Origin of the sequence: Caulobacter sp. Root1455 (assembly GCF_001426905.1) — a bacterium.
Taxonomy (GTDB): domain Bacteria; phylum Pseudomonadota; class Alphaproteobacteria; order Caulobacterales; family Caulobacteraceae; genus Caulobacter.
This window is the reverse complement of the sequence record NZ_LMFQ01000021.1, coordinates 119,834-133,526: the sequence shown is the minus strand read 5'-3', so window position 1 is coordinate 133,526 and position 13,693 is coordinate 119,834. Positions and strand designations below refer to the sequence as shown.

Below are 13,693 nucleotides of genomic sequence, written 5' to 3'. Positions count from 1 at the left end.
GCTTCGCAGCCGGGCGTCTTGTCACATCGCGTTGGACGCAAGACCTACTTGATCTTGCCTTCCTTGAATTCGACGTGCTTGCGGATGACCGGATCGTACTTCTTCAGCACCATCTTTTCGGTCTTGGTGCGGGCGTTCTTCTTGGTCACGTAGAAGAAGCCGGTGTCCGCCGTCGAGTTCAGGCGGATCTTGATGGAAGCCGGTTTGGCCATGGTCGAATCCCTGCGATGGTCGCGCAGGTCCCTACGCGGTCGAAATAAGAGGCGCGGAACATACTCACCGGCGGCGCAAAGTCAATTGCCGGTCTCGCATCGTTTGTAGGGGAAATCGACGCTCCTGGCCTGGCCGCCGATTTGCCCCTCGATCCGGCCGATGATCTCGTCGGCGCCGAGGCGGCGATAGATCACCCGCTGGGGAAAATCATGGGCGGGGTTCTCGAAGACCGCCATCTCCGGCGTCAGGCTCTTGAGCGGGAAGGTCGCCTTCTCCTGGCCCGAGGGCTCGGCCATGTAGGCCAGCGAGCCGTCGGCCTCGACGATGCGGGTGAATTCGTAGTCGCGCAGCTTGCCGTCCTTGAGCGTGCGGCCCATGCCCAGCATGACGCCGCCGCCCGGACCCATCCACCGCTCCTCGACCACGCCGCCCGGCTTGGTCTGGATCCAGCAGCCTTTCAGCCAGGCCATCTGGTCAATCGTGGCGGGCGGGCCCGCCAGGGCGGCGGCGAGAGCGAGGGCGAGCATCGAAGGGCTCCCTGGGGCGCTCTAGAGATAACTCAACTGCCGCGCCCCGCGCAGGAAGCGCATGAACGGCGCCGGGCGTCCAGGGTCGGCCAGGCGCTGGGCCACCTCGTGGACGACAAAGCGGGTGATGTTGGGCAGGTCCAGCGCGCGGGCCTGGTCGAAGTCGAACCAGCCGATCTCGTCCAGCTCGCCGCAGTCGGGCTGGCGGTCCAGGCTCAGCAGGGCGCTGGCGGGGGCCATGAAGAACCGGGCGTCGAAGCGGCGGGTGCGATAGGGCGGGGTGATGGCCCGGGCCACGAAGGCCAGCGGCGCCAGGTCGGGCAGGGCGCCCTGGGCCAGGAACGGCCGCCAGGCCCCGGCGCCGGGCCGCTCGGGCGCTGTCTGGGCCAGCAGCAGGCCGGTTTCCTCGAAGGTTTCGCGCACCGCCGCCAGGGCCAGGGCGCGGGCCAGGCGGGCGGGACTGGCGTGGCGCGGCTCCAGGCTCAGGCGCGCCGCGGTTTCGGGCGCCAGTTCGCTGGCCGACGGCGCGAGGTAGTCGCCGCGGTCGACCCGGCCGCCGGGGAACACCCACTTGTCGGCCATGAAGGCCAGGCCCCGGTTGCGGCGGCCCATCAGCAGGCGCGGCTTGGGCCCGTCGTCGCGGACCACGATCAGGGTGGCGGCATGGCGCGGCTTCAGCACGCCGGCGCGCGGATCGCGGACGTCGCCGTCGTTGCGGGTGTCGAACTTGGCTTCGATCGGTTCGTCCATCTTCCAAGCTTAGACCCGACTCACGACGACGCCATCCGTCCGTAAGGGCAACTGGCGGTGAGGGAGCGGGGACACGCCGCAAGGGCATGTCCCCAGCGCGTGGCGGGGACATGCCCTCGCGGCGTGTCCCCAAATCCATTCCCGGCGCTTGACCGGCGCGCGCTCGCCCGCCCAAGCTCCCGGCGGGGATTTCAGGAATCGAGGGGATGGCCGTGTTCGCAAGGGTTTCCGGGGTGGCCTTGGCCGCCGCGTTGCTGGCCGGATCCGCGCTCGCCGCGCCGTCCGCCGCCCAGGTGGCCGCCGCCGCCAAGGCCGTCCAGCCCAAGGTCGTGGCCTGGCGGCGCGATATCCACGAGCATCCCGAGCTGGGCAACCAGGAGGTCCGCACGGCGGCCCTGGTGGCCAAGGAGCTCCGCGCCCTGGGCTTCGAGGTCCGCGAGGGCGTGGGCCGCACCGGCGTGGTCGGGGTGCTGAAGGGCGGCAAGCCGGGCAAGGTCGTGGCCCTGCGCGCCGACATGGACGCCTTGCCGGTCGAGGAAAAGACCGGCCTGCCGTTCGCTTCGCACGTCACCGCCCAGTGGGAGGGCCGGACCCTGCCGGTCATGCACGCCTGCGGCCACGACACCCATGTGGCCATGCTGCTGGGAACCGCGACGGTGCTGGCCGGCATGAAGGCCGACATCCCCGGCGCTGTGGTGCTGATCTTCCAGCCGGCCGAGGAGGGCTCCCAGGCCGGCGAGGAGGGCGGGGCGGGCCTGATGATCCGCGACGGCGCCCTGGACCGTCCCAAGGTCGACGCCGTCTTCGGCCTGCACATCGGCCCCGGCGACGCCCACGCGCTGAACTACCGGGCCGGCGGCTTCTATGCGGGCTCCGACCGCCTGACCATCACCGTCAAGGGCAAGCAGACCCACGGGGCGCGGCCGTGGGCCGGCGTCGACATGGCCAGCGTCGCGGCCGACATCGTCCAGGCCTTCAACCAGATCGCCGCCCGCCAGGTCGACGTCGGCGCCTCGCCCACCGTGCTGACCGTGGCCACCATCAACATGGGGGTGCGCAACAACATCATCCCCGAAGACCTGACCATGACCGGCACCCTGCGCACCTTCAACGCGGAGCGGCGCGCCGACGTGATGGACAAGGTCCAGAAGGCCGTGGCCGCCATCGGCGACCGCTATGGCGCGAAAGCCCAGGCGGTGTTCACCCAGCCCTATCCGGTCACCACCAACGACCCGGCCCTGTCGGCCTGGGTCAAGCCGGTGCTGGAGCAGGCCTCGCCCGGCAAGGTCGACGACCAGGCGGCCCTGGTCACCGGGGCCGAGGACTTCTCCCGCTACGGCGAGAAGGCCCCGGCGGTGTTCATCCAGCTGGGCGGCCGCCCGGCCAGCGTGCCCGCCGCCACGGCTCCGGCCAACCACTCGCCCTATTTCGACGTCGACGAGGCGGTGTTCGAGACCGGGGTGAAGGCCGAGGTGCTGCTGGCGCTGGACTATCTGGCGAAGAAGTAGCGCTCCCGGACGCGCTTCGAAGGAGACTTGCTTGCGATTCCTGTTTCTCGCCGCCGTCGCGGCCCTGGCCCTGTCGAACCCGGCGGCGGCCCAGACCGACCTGACGCCCAACATCGGCGGCCGGGTCGTGGCCTTGCCCGAGGGCGGCTACGACTTCGGCTGGCCCGGCGTCTATTTCGAGGGGCGGTTCACCGGGCGCTCGGTCGAGGTGGCGGTCGATCCGCAGCTCGATCACCTGGCGGTCAGCATCGACGGCAAGGTCCGCACCGAGCTGGACCTGCCCGGCGTCGCGCGCATGAGTTTCGACGACCTGGGCCCGGGCGAGCATGTCGTTCGGGTGGACAAGCTGACCGAGAGCCAGACGGGCTCGGCGCGGTTCCTCGGCTTCACCGTCGGCAAGGGCGGCCAGGCCCTGCCGCCGCCGAGCCGTCCGCACAGGATCGAGTTGATCGGCGACTCCCACACCGTCGGCTACGGCGTGCGCGCCGCCAAGCACAGCTGCACCCAGGCCGAGATCCACGACCTGACCGACACCAGCCTGGCCTTCGGTCCGATCCTGGCGCGCCGGCTGGACGCCGACTACCGGATCGTCGCCTTCTCCGGCCGGGGCGTGGTGCGAAACTACGGCGGCGCGGCGCCGGGCCAGTCCCTGCCGGTGCTCTATTCGCGGATGATCCCCGGCCAGGCCGAACCCAGCATGGATCCGGCGGAGGCCTGGCGGCCCGACCTGATCGTCATCGGCCTGGGCACGAACGACTTCTCGACGCCCGTCGCGCCCGGCGAGGCCTGGGCCGACGAGACGGCCCTGCGCGCCGACTATCGCCGGGCCTATGCCGCCTTCGTGCGCGACCTGGCCCGGCGCCAGCCCCAGGCGCGTTTCCTGCTGATCGCCGGGGACAGTTTCGCGGCCGATGTGGAGCAGGTGGCGAGCGCCGTCGACGCCGAGGCGCCGGGTCTTGCCACCCCGGTGCGGATCACCGGCATGGACCTGGGCGCCTGCGACTGGCACCCGTCGGTGGCGGACCAGCGGATGATGGCCGATCGGCTGGAAGAGGCGGCGAGAGTGGTTCTTCCCTAAACACCCTCTCCCATGGGGAGAGGGTGTTATCTGCGCTTCCCCCGCCGCACGCCCTTCGGCAGCCCCCCGCGGGGCTTGATGGCCGGCTTGCCGCGGATGCCCAGCCTCGGCTTCGGCGCCTTCGGATCGTTCGGCAAGGCGTCGGTCAGCATCTCGAACAGCAGGCCGCCGGTCACTGGGGTGGCCTCGCGCAGCTTGACCTCGACCGCCAGGCCCAGCGGGAAGCGCTTGCCGGTGCGCTCGCCGACCAGGGCGTGCATGCGGTCATCGTGGACGAAATATTCCTCGCCCAGGGTCGAGACCGGCACCAGGCCGTCGGCGCCCGTCTCGTCCAGCTTCACGAACAGGCCGAAACGCGTCACGCCGGTGATCCGGCCGGCGAAGGTCGCCCCCACCCGGTCGGACAGGAAGGCGGCGATGTAGCGGTCGGTGGCGTCGCGCTCGGCGGCCATGGCCCGGCGCTCGGCGTGGGTGATGACCTCGGCGGTGTCCTTGATCTGCGAGATGTCCTGGTCGGTCAGGCCGTCGTCGCCCAGGCCCAGGGCGCGGATCAGGGCCCGGTGGACGATCAGGTCGGCGTAGCGGCGGATCGGGCTGGTGAAGTGGGCGTAGCGCGCCAGGTTCAGGCCGAAGTGACCCAGGTTGTCGCTGGAATAGTGGGCCTGCATCTGGGTGCGCAGGACCACCTCGTTGATGATCGCCGCGTGCGGGCTCTCGCGGGTGTCGTCCAGCAGCTTGTTGAAGCGCGCCGTGGTCGGGGCCTCGCCCTTGGACCACTTGACCTCCAGGGTCTGCAGGAACTCGACCAGGCTCATGACCTTTTCCTGGCTGGGCGTGTCGTGCACCCGGTAGATCAGCGGCGTGCGCTTGGCTTCCAGGCTTTCGGCCGCGCAGACATTGGCCTGGATCATCATCTCCTCGATCAGCTTGTGGGCCTCGAGGCTGGCGCGGCGGGTGATCGACTGGATCTCGCCTTCCTGGATGATGATGCGGCGCTCGTCGCTCTCGATGGCCAGGGGCGAGCGCTGCTCGCGGCCCTTGCCCATCAGGCGGAAGGCGGCCCACAGGGGGCGCAGGATCGGGTCCAGCAGCGGACCGGCCTTGTCGCCGTCCTGGCCGTCGGGCGGGGCGACCCCGTCGATGGCGGCCTGGGCCTGCTCGTAGGACAGCTTGGCGGCGCTGCGCATCAGGCCGCGCACGAACTTGTGGCTCTTCTTGCGGCCCTGGGCGTCGAACACCATCCGCACGGCCAGGGTGGCGCGGTTCTCGCCTTCGCGCAGGCTGCACAGGCCGTTGGACAGGGTCTCGGGCAGCATCGGCTCCACCCGGTCGGGGAAGTAGACGCTGTTGCCCTTCTCGCGGGCGTCGCGGTCCAGGGCCGAGCCGGGGCGCACATAGGCGGCGACGTCGGCGATGGCCACCCAGACGATCCAGCCGCCCACATTGCCGGCGTCCGGATCGGGATGGGCGTAGACGGCGTCGTCGTGGTCGCGGGCGTCGACCGGGTCGATGGTCACGAACGGCAGGTCGCGCAGGTCGTCGCGGCCTTCCAGGGTCGGCGGCCGGGCCGCGCCGGCCTCGGCCTCGGCCTCCTCGCTGAAGCCGGTCGGGATGCCGTGGCTGTGGATGGCGATCAGCGAGGCGGCGCGCGGATCGTCCTCGCTGCCCACCACCTCCAGCACCTTGCCGAACTTGGGGCCGTAGCGGGCCGAGGCCGTGCCCACCTGGGCCAACACCAGGTCGCCGTCCTTGAGGTCCTTGGCCTCCTGCTCGTTGAGCAGCAGGCTTTCCTTGGACTTGCGGTCGACCGGCTCGACCCGGGTCTCGCGGCGAACCTTGCGGATGACGCCCAGCACCTTGTGGGCGCTCTGGCCCAGGCGCTTGATCAGGCGGGCCTCGGTCTCGCCGCTCTCCAGTTGCTCGAAGCGGACCAGCAGGCGGTCGCCCATGCCCGGCGCGCCGCCCGCCGAGGCGTCGCCCTTGCCCGGGGCCAGGCGCACCTGGGGCAGGTCCTCGCCGCCCTTGGTCAGGCGGACATAGAGATCGCCGTCGGCGTCGCGTTCCACCACGTCGACCACGCCGACCGGGGGCAGCGCCCCGGCCTCCGCGAAACCACGCCGTCCGCGCTTGCCCAGGGCGCCCTGGGCCTCCAGTTCGCGCAACATCTCGCGCAGGGCCCGGCGGTCCGCGCCCTTCAGGCCGAAGTGGCGGGCGATGTCGGCTTTGCCGGCCTCGCCGGCGTCGCGCAGGAAGGCGATCAGCGTCTCGCGATCGGGCAGGCCGGCGGGCGGCTTCGCGGTCTTGGAGGCGGCGGGGAACTTGGACGACTTGGGCGAGCGGGGTTTGGCCATGCCCCTGGCTTAACCCGGCAAGGGGGCGGATGGCCAAGGGAAAGGAACGCCGAACGCCGGGTTGACTATCGAAATTACGCATGTAATCTCACATGCAGATTACATGCGTAATTGGATTGGAAGCCATGATCTGTCGTGCGAAGTTTCTCCGCGGCCTCTCGGCCTGCGTTTCTCTCCTCATGGCCAGTCCGGCCTTCGCCAGTTCGCCGCTCGCGGAAAATCCCTACGCGATCACCACCCCCAACGGTGTCGATGAGGAAGACTTCGTCGAGATCGGCGGGATCAGGCAGTGGGTGACGATCCGGGGCGAGGACCGGGCCAATCCCGTGCTGCTGATCGTCGGCGGGACCCAGGTCGACGGGCCGGGCGCCATCCTCAGCCCCTATGTCCGCACCTTCCAGCCCTGGGAGAAGGACTTCACCGTCGTCCAGTGGGACCCGCGCGGCGCGGGCAAGACCTTTGTCGCGGCCGGCGGAACGATCGGTCCCGACCTGACGATCGAGCGGCTGGTTCAGGACGGCCTGGACCTGACGGGCTACCTGCGCCATCGCCTGGGCAAAGCGAAGATCGTGCTGCTGGGCGTCAATTTCGGTTCGACCCTGGGCGTGAAGATGGTCATGGCCCGCCCCGAGCTGTTCTCGGCCTATGTGGGCGCGGGGCAGATCGTGAAGCCCCGCGCCGAGCGCGAGCGCTTCGGCTATGAGCGTCTGCTGCGGTTGGCGACGTCGGCCAGCGACCAGGCCACGCTGGCCGACCTGAAGATCAGCGGGCCCGATCCGTTTCGCGAGCCCCGCGATCCCGCCCGGATCGCCGCCTTCCAAAGAGCATTCGTGAAGTATCGCGGTCCCGTGCCCTCCAACCCGATGCAGGAGGCGCTCAGCGCGCCGCACTGGACGGTCGCTGACCTCACCGCCGCCCAGGCCGCCGCGGCGCGGAACGATCAGGTCCTGGGACGCGCCTGGGGCGAGAGTTTTGACTACGCGTCGCTGGGGCCGCGCCTGTCGGTGCCCGTGTTCGTGATCCAGGGCGAGGAGGGGACCAGCGCGCCCGCGCCGATGGCCAGGGCCTGGCTGGAAGGTCTGACGGCGCCGAAGAAAATGTTCGTCAGCATACCGGGCGCGGGCAACCACGCCCTCGAGACCCACGCGGCGGACTATCTGGCGCTGCTTGACCGGCACGTCCGGCCGGTGGCGCTCGCCGCGGAACGGCGGCCAGGACGCTGAGCCCTAGTACAGATCCTCGATCCGCTGCGGCGGGGTCTGCGGCGGGGTTTCGGGCTTCTTCTCGGGCTCGGCCGCGACGGGCGGGGCCTCGACGACCGGGGCCTCCTCGGCGGGCGGGGCCTCGACCGCCTCGACCGGCTTGGGCTTGGGGGCTTCGACCGGCGGGGGCGGGGCGACCTCGGCGACCACCGGCGTGGCCTCGCGCACCGGCACGCCCGAAACCTCGGCCAGCGGCGCGGTCGACACCGCCTCGCGGTCGTTCTTCTGCAGGGCGTTCTTGAGGCCGAACGCGAAGCCGCCGACGCTGACCGCCGACAGGATGACGACCACGACAGGCAGCGGCAGAGGGCGTTCGAGCGACGTCATGAGCCCAGCTTAACCCCCAATTTTCCTCCGACCAAGCGGCCGAGGCGCGTCACGCCTCGGCCTTGGCCTTCTTCGCGGCGGGCTTCTTCGCCGCCGGCTTCTTGGCGGCCGGTTTCTTGGCCGCCGCCTTCTTAGCCGGAGCGGCGCCGTCGGCCGCGACGGCTTTCGCCTTGGCCGGGGCCTTCTTCACCGCCGCCTTCTTCGCCGGCTTCTTGCCGCCGCCGCCCTTGGCGACGCGGTCGGCGATCAGGGCCACGGCCTCATCCAGGGTCAAGGCCGCCGGATCCGCGCCCTTGGGCACGTTGGCGTTGGTGTCGCCGTGCTTGATGTAGGGACCGAAACGACCCGACAGCACGCGGATCGGCTTGCCGTCTTCCGGGTGATTGCCCAGCTCGGCCAGGGCCGCGGCCTGGCCGCGTTGCGGACGCCCGCCGCCGGCCCGCTTGTCGGCCAGCAGGGCCACCGCGCGGTTCAGGCCGATGTCGAAGACGTCTTCCGGGTTCTCCAGATTGGCGTAGGTGCCGTCGTGCAGCACGAACGGCCCAAAGCGGCCCAGGCCCGCGGTGATGATCTTGCCGTCGTCCGGGTGCTTGCCGACCTCGCGGGGCAGGGACAGCAGGCGCAGGGCCTTTTCCAGGTCGACCGCCGCCGCCGTCCAGCCCTTGGGCAGGCTGGAGCGTTTGGGCTTGTCGCCGCTGTCGGCCGCCGCCGGCTCCTCGACATAGGGACCGAAGCGGCCGTTCTTCAGCCACACGGCGCGGCCGGTCGCCGGGTTGATCCCCAGCTCCTTGTCGGCGGCCTCGGCCTCGCCTTCGCCCTCGCTGGTGGCCAGCTGGCGGGTGAAGCGGCATTCGGGATAGTTCGAGCAGCCGATGAACGCCCCGAACTTGCCGACCTTCAGCGACAGCATGCCCGTGCCGCAGGTCGGGCACAGACGCGGATTGGAGCCGTCGCCCTTGTCGGGGAAGATGTGCGGACCCAGCGACTCGTTGAGGGCGTCCAGGACGTTGGTGGTGCGCAGCTCGGCGATCTCGCCGACCGCGGCCGCGAAGTCCTTCCAGAAGTCGCGCAGGAACTGCTTCCAGTCCAGCTTGCCGTCCGACACCAGGTCCAGCTGCTCTTCCAGGGCCGCGGTGAAGTCGTACTCCACGTAGCGGCGGAAGAACTGCTCCAGGAAGGCGGTGACCAGCCGGCCCTTGTCCTCGGGGATGAAGCGCTGCTTCTCCATTTTGACATAGGCGCGGTCGCGCAGCACGGTCAGGACCGAGGCGTAGGTCGAGGGGCGGCCGATGCCCAGCTCTTCCATTTTCTTGACGAGGCTGGCTTCCGAATAGCGCGGGGGCGGCTCGGTGAAGTGCTGGTCGGCGCGGGCGTCCAGCACCTTGGCGCTGGCGCCTTCCTCGATCATCGGCAGGCGGGCGGAGTCTTCGTCGCCCTCGTCGTCGCGGCCTTCCTCGTAGACGGCGAGGTAGCCGGGGAACAGCACCACTTGGCCGGTGGCGCGCATGCCGGTCTGGCCGTCGGCGCTCTCCAGGTCGACGGTGGTGCGCTCGATGCGGGCGCTCTCCATCTGCGAGGCGATCATCCGCTTCCAGATCAGCTCGTACAGGCGGGCCAGGTCCGGCTCCAGCCGCAGCGAGGCCGGATTGCGGTTCAGGCTGGTCGGCCGGATGGCTTCGTGGGCCTCCTGGGCGTTCTTGGCCTTGGCCTTGTAGTAGCGCGGGGTCTCGGGGACGTAGGGCGCGCCGTAGACGTTGCCGATCACGCTGCGCGCCTCGGCGATGCCTTCCGGCTCGACCGACACGCCGTCGGTCCGCATGTAGGTGATCAGACCGACGGTCTCGCCGCCGATGTCGATGCCTTCGTACAGCTTCTGGGCGGCCTGCATGGTGCGCTGGGCCGAGAAGCCCAGCTTGCGCGAGGCTTCCTGCTGCAGGGTCGAGGTGGTGAAGGGCGGGGCGGGCGAGCGCTTGCCGGGCTTCTTCTCGACCGCGGCGACCTTGAAGGTGGCCTTCTGCACGGCGGCCTTGGCGGCCAGGGCCGAGCCCTCGTTGCCCAGGTCGAACTTGGTGAGCTTCTTGTTCTCGTGCTTGACCAGGCGGGCCAGGAACGGCTCGGCGCCGGCCGTGACGTCGGCCTCGACGGTCCAGTATTCCTGGGTCTTGAAGCGCTCGATCTCCAGCTCGCGATCGACGATCAGGCGCAGGCAGACCGACTGCACGCGGCCGGCCGAGCGGCTGCCCGGCAGCTTGCGCCACAGGACGGGCGAGAGGGTGAAGCCGACCAGATAGTCCAGGGCGCGGCGGGCGAGGTAGGCCTCGACCAGTTCCATGTCGATGTCGCGCGGATGGGCCATGGCCTCGAGCACCGAGGCCTTGGTGATGGCGTTGAAGGTGACGCGCTGGACGGTCTTGTCCTTGATCGCCTTCTTCTTCTGCAGCACCTCCAGCACGTGCCAGCTGATGGCTTCCCCTTCGCGGTCGGGGTCGGTGGCCAGGATCACGCCGTCGGCGCCCTTCATGGCGTCGACGATGTCGCCGATCCGCTTGGCGGCCTTGGCGTCGACTTCCCAGCTCATGGCGAAGTCGTTGTCCGGTTCGACCGAGCCGTCCTTGGACGGCAGATCGCGGATGTGGCCGTACGAGGCGAGAACCGTGTAGCCGGACCCGAGGTACTTGTTGATGGTCTTGGCCTTGGCCGGGCTCTCGACGACGACGACGATCATTAGGACCTTGATGCCTGGGAATTGGGTTCGCCCCCCAGGCGAACCAGGGCGACGAGGGCCGGAAAGTGGGGGCGTCGCCAGGGGTCTGTCAACGGCGGCCGTGGCCGACGACGCATTTGGTTCCCGGCTCTCTCTATAGAGAGAGGAATATTTCGCCCTGGGCCAGGGCCGGGCGCCTAGGGCTTCGGCGGCGCTTTGCGGGCCGCCTCGACCACCGATCGGACGGCGTCGACCACGACCTGGGGGGCGTCGTACTGGATCATGTGCCCCGAGGCCGGGACCGGCTGGAACCGGCCCTGGGTCGAGCGCGCCGCCAGTTCGCGGTTCAGGCGATGCTTGATCGTCCGGTATTCGTCCCATGTGGGCGGCGGGCTCGGCGGCTTGGTCGGGTCCGACACCAGCACGACCATCGGCAGGGCGCCGAAGTCCCGCTGCCGGGGTCCGGCCTGGGCGGAATCCAGGCTGTCGCCGTTGTCGTCGGTCAACATGCTGCGGATTTCCGAGATATTGGCCTCGATGTATTTCGCCTTGCCCCAGCGCCTGTTGACCTCGTCGTGGACGGCGGGATCGAAGCCGGGCGGGTCCTCCAGGCAGTCGGCCGGGTTATGGCTCGCCGTCAGGTCGGCTTCCCGCGCGGCCTTCAGGCAGACCTCGCTGTCGGCCAGCGACTCGATCGTGCGTTTGCGGCCTTGATCCCAGAGCGAGCCAAAGGCGCGTCCGTCGCCCGGATGCGCCGGATCCATCAGCACCAGGCCGGCCACCCGCTCGCGGTGCAGGCTGGCGAAGTGGGTGGCGTAGAGCCCGCCCAGCGAATGGCCGACCAGCACGACGGGGCCCTGGATCGGCGCCTTGTCCAGAAGCAGGGCCAGATCGGCCGCGATATTGTCGGCGTCGGACGGCCGCCGGGCCGCGTCGCTGAGGCCGTAGCCGGCCCGGTCGTAGGCGCAGGTCCGGGTGAAGGCCGCCATGCCGGCCTGGACCTTGCGCCAGGCCAGGCTGTCGCCGCCCATGCCGGATTCCAGAATGACGGTGGGAGCGCCCTGGCCCAGGCAGACGAGGTTGAGATGGCGGCCGGGCTCGACCTCCACCGCCTGGTGCGTGCCGGCGTAGAAGTCGGGTCCGAGGCCCTGGGCCATGGCGGAACAGCCGAGCGCGGCCAGCGCCAGGCCGGCGACGACGCCGAAAAATTTCATGGAGGCTTCCCCCTGAACGACAATTCTACGTTGTAGTCGCGAACGGGGCCGGTCAAGCCGGGATCGGCCGGCGGAGCCTCGGGCTCATGGACGAAAGTCGCACAGGCCAGGATCGCTGGCCGCCGCGGGGTTCAGGACCAGCTGCTGGTAGGCGACCGAGCCCTCGCCCTGGGGCAGGAAGCGGACGGTGCGCGCCGCGCTCTCGGGCGTGTCCTTGATCCTCAGGTCGTAGGGCTGGAGCGCGTCGCCGTTCACGCCCGCCCGCTTCTCGACCACGATCGCGCCTTCGCGCAGGCCGGCGCGGGCGGCGGCGCTGCCGGGGCGCAGGCCGGCCGCCGTCATCACCCCTTGGGCGTCGACCTGGGGCGTGAAGCCCAGCTCGAAGACCGGTCGGGTCACCTGCAGCACCTGCGCGCAAGGCGCGAAGGCGTCGGCGGGCAAGACCAGGGGAAGGCCCTGGTCGATATGGGCCCGGATGTCGCCGCGCACCTCGACCCCCAGGCCGGCCGCGGCGTCGGCGATCAGTTCGGCCAGCGGCGCGTCCTGACGGTGCGGGAAGGCCTCGGCCTGGGCGCGGACGGCGGCGTCGAGGCCGGATCCGGCCCGACGCAGCCGCTGGTCCCACAGCACGGCCAGCAGGGCCCCGCGCTGATAGGCCAGCTTGTCGGCGTCGGTCCAGAAGCGGTCGGCCGCCTGGGCGCCCGTGAGGGTCTTGACCGGCGAGAGGTCGTAGTCGCGCAGGGTCTGGTTCCAGGCCGCCGCGAACTGGGCGGGGGTGATCAGGCGCTCGCGTTGCAGCAGGCGGCGGGCGTAGAAGTCGGTGAAGCCCTCGCTGAACCAGTAGCCTCGCGGTCCGATCACCTTGCCCAGCCGTGCGGGGTTCCAGGCGTGGAAGATCTCGTGGGCCAGCAGCAAGCGCAGGTCGTCCAGGGTCATGCCGGGCGTGGCGACCATGGCGAAGCCGCCGGCCTTGCCGGTGCCGACGAACACCGCGCCGGACTCGGCCGCGATGGTCGAGGCCGTCACCAGATAGGGCGTGTCCAGGGCGTCGCCGAAGAAGCCGCGTTCGGCCCGCAGGATCGTCGCCAGCGCCTTGGCCAGGGCGTCGTCGTCGAACGGAAAGCGGCCGCGAACGGCCAGGCGCACCGGGCCCGCGCGGACGACGCGCAAGTCCTTGCCGCCGATCAGCACGGTCTGTTCGACGGCTTGATCGTCTCGGGCGTCCTCCAGGTTCGAGGCCAGGCGATACTCGGCCGGCCAGCCGCGCCAGGCGAACCGGACCGGGGCCGCCTCGCGCCCGTCGATCGTGATCAGAGCGCTCTCGCCATCGACGTAGAACCAGTCGGGGCGCACCCAGGGCTCCGCCGGATAGCCGTCCGATTCCGCCGGGTCGTGATCGATCGCCGAGCGGACGACATAGCTCAGGGCCAGGTCCTGGCCGGGGCGGGACCGGACGAGCCGGCCGTCGGGACCATCCTCGACGACCTCGGACGCGCCCTCGACCCGCACCTCGGCGAGATTGCGCCACAGCGTGTCGTGACCCATCCAGCGGCTCGGCAGGGACAGGCGGGTCTCGCCGTCCGGGTCGGCCTTGAAGGCGACGCGGACGTCCAGGGCGACCAGTGCATCCTGCTCGAAACGCGGCGAGACGGCGTAGGTCACGGCGGCGTCCGGCGCGGCGAAGGCGGGCGGGGCCACGGCCAGGGCGATGGCGGCGATCCGTCGTTTCCAGCCTTGAATGATGTCCCCCTTCGGCAAG

11 protein-coding genes are annotated in these 13,693 nt (G+C 70.4%); 3 read left to right on the top strand and 8 right to left on the bottom strand.

The annotated features are described in order from the left end of the window. Nucleotides 1–44: 44 nt before the first annotated feature. From rpmG to ASD21_RS12755, 3 genes are all read right to left on the bottom strand, one after another. The gene (rpmG, locus tag ASD21_RS12765; protein ID WP_007673017.1) at nt 45–212 is read right to left on the bottom strand and encodes a 50S ribosomal protein L33; all 168 of its coding nucleotides are present in this window, start codon (nt 210–212) and stop codon (nt 45–47) included. 81 nt (nt 213–293) lie between these two features. After that, nucleotides 294–740 (bottom strand): DUF6265 family protein, encoded by a 447-nt coding sequence (locus tag ASD21_RS12760; protein WP_056441522.1) that lies wholly within the window; start codon nt 738–740, stop codon nt 294–296. Nucleotides 741–761: 21 nt separating this feature from the next. Next, nucleotides 762–1,490: an NUDIX hydrolase gene (locus tag ASD21_RS12755; RefSeq protein WP_056441519.1), complete on the bottom strand. Its 729-nt coding sequence runs from the start codon at nt 1,488–1,490 to the stop codon at nt 762–764. 212 nt (nt 1,491–1,702) lie between these two features. Between ASD21_RS12755 and ASD21_RS12750 the strand changes: the two genes are divergently transcribed. Together ASD21_RS12750 and ASD21_RS12745 are read left to right on the top strand one after the other, a co-directional pair. Beyond that, nucleotides 1,703–2,998: an amidohydrolase gene (locus ASD21_RS12750; protein ID WP_082554778.1), complete on the top strand. Its 1,296-nt coding sequence runs from the start codon at nt 1,703–1,705 to the stop codon at nt 2,996–2,998. Between the two features lie 31 nt (nt 2,999–3,029). Beyond that, nucleotides 3,030–4,076 (top strand): SGNH/GDSL hydrolase family protein, encoded by a 1,047-nt coding sequence (locus ASD21_RS12745; protein WP_056441513.1) that lies wholly within the window; start codon nt 3,030–3,032, stop codon nt 4,074–4,076. 26 nt (nt 4,077–4,102) lie between these two features. Here the strand turns inward: ASD21_RS12745 and rnr are convergent, their stop codons facing one another. Beyond that, entirely contained in the window at nt 4,103–6,427 is a 2,325-nt protein-coding gene (rnr, locus tag ASD21_RS12740) for a ribonuclease R (RefSeq protein ID WP_056441511.1), read from the bottom strand. A gap of 179 nt (nt 6,428–6,606) precedes the next feature. Here rnr and ASD21_RS12735 point away from each other — a divergent pair, with 179 nt between their 5' ends. After that, on the top strand, nt 6,607–7,650 hold the full coding sequence (locus ASD21_RS12735; RefSeq protein WP_056441508.1) for an alpha/beta fold hydrolase: 1,044 nt from the start codon (nt 6,607–6,609) through the stop codon (nt 7,648–7,650). A 3-nt stretch (nt 7,651–7,653) separates the two neighbouring features. Here ASD21_RS12735 and ASD21_RS12730 read toward each other — a convergent pair whose 3' ends face one another. From ASD21_RS12730 to ASD21_RS12715, 4 genes are all read right to left on the bottom strand, one after another. Beyond that, complete coding sequence (locus tag ASD21_RS12730) at nt 7,654–8,016, bottom strand: hypothetical protein (protein WP_056441506.1); 363 nt, start codon at nt 8,014–8,016, stop codon at nt 7,654–7,656. A gap of 49 nt (nt 8,017–8,065) precedes the next feature. After that, nucleotides 8,066–10,741 (bottom strand): type I DNA topoisomerase, encoded by a 2,676-nt coding sequence (topA, locus tag ASD21_RS12725; RefSeq protein ID WP_056441503.1) that lies wholly within the window; start codon nt 10,739–10,741, stop codon nt 8,066–8,068. A 176-nt stretch (nt 10,742–10,917) separates the two neighbouring features. Further along, nucleotides 10,918–11,934 carry an alpha/beta hydrolase gene (locus tag ASD21_RS12720; RefSeq protein WP_056441500.1) on the bottom strand — a complete coding sequence of 339 codons (1,017 nt, stop codon included), beginning with the start codon at nt 11,932–11,934 and terminating at the stop codon, nt 10,918–10,920. 84 nt (nt 11,935–12,018) lie between these two features. Continuing rightward, the gene (locus ASD21_RS12715; protein ID WP_056441498.1) at nt 12,019–13,692 is read right to left on the bottom strand and encodes a M61 family metallopeptidase; all 1,674 of its coding nucleotides are present in this window, start codon (nt 13,690–13,692) and stop codon (nt 12,019–12,021) included. Nucleotide 13,693 lies beyond the last annotated feature (1 nt).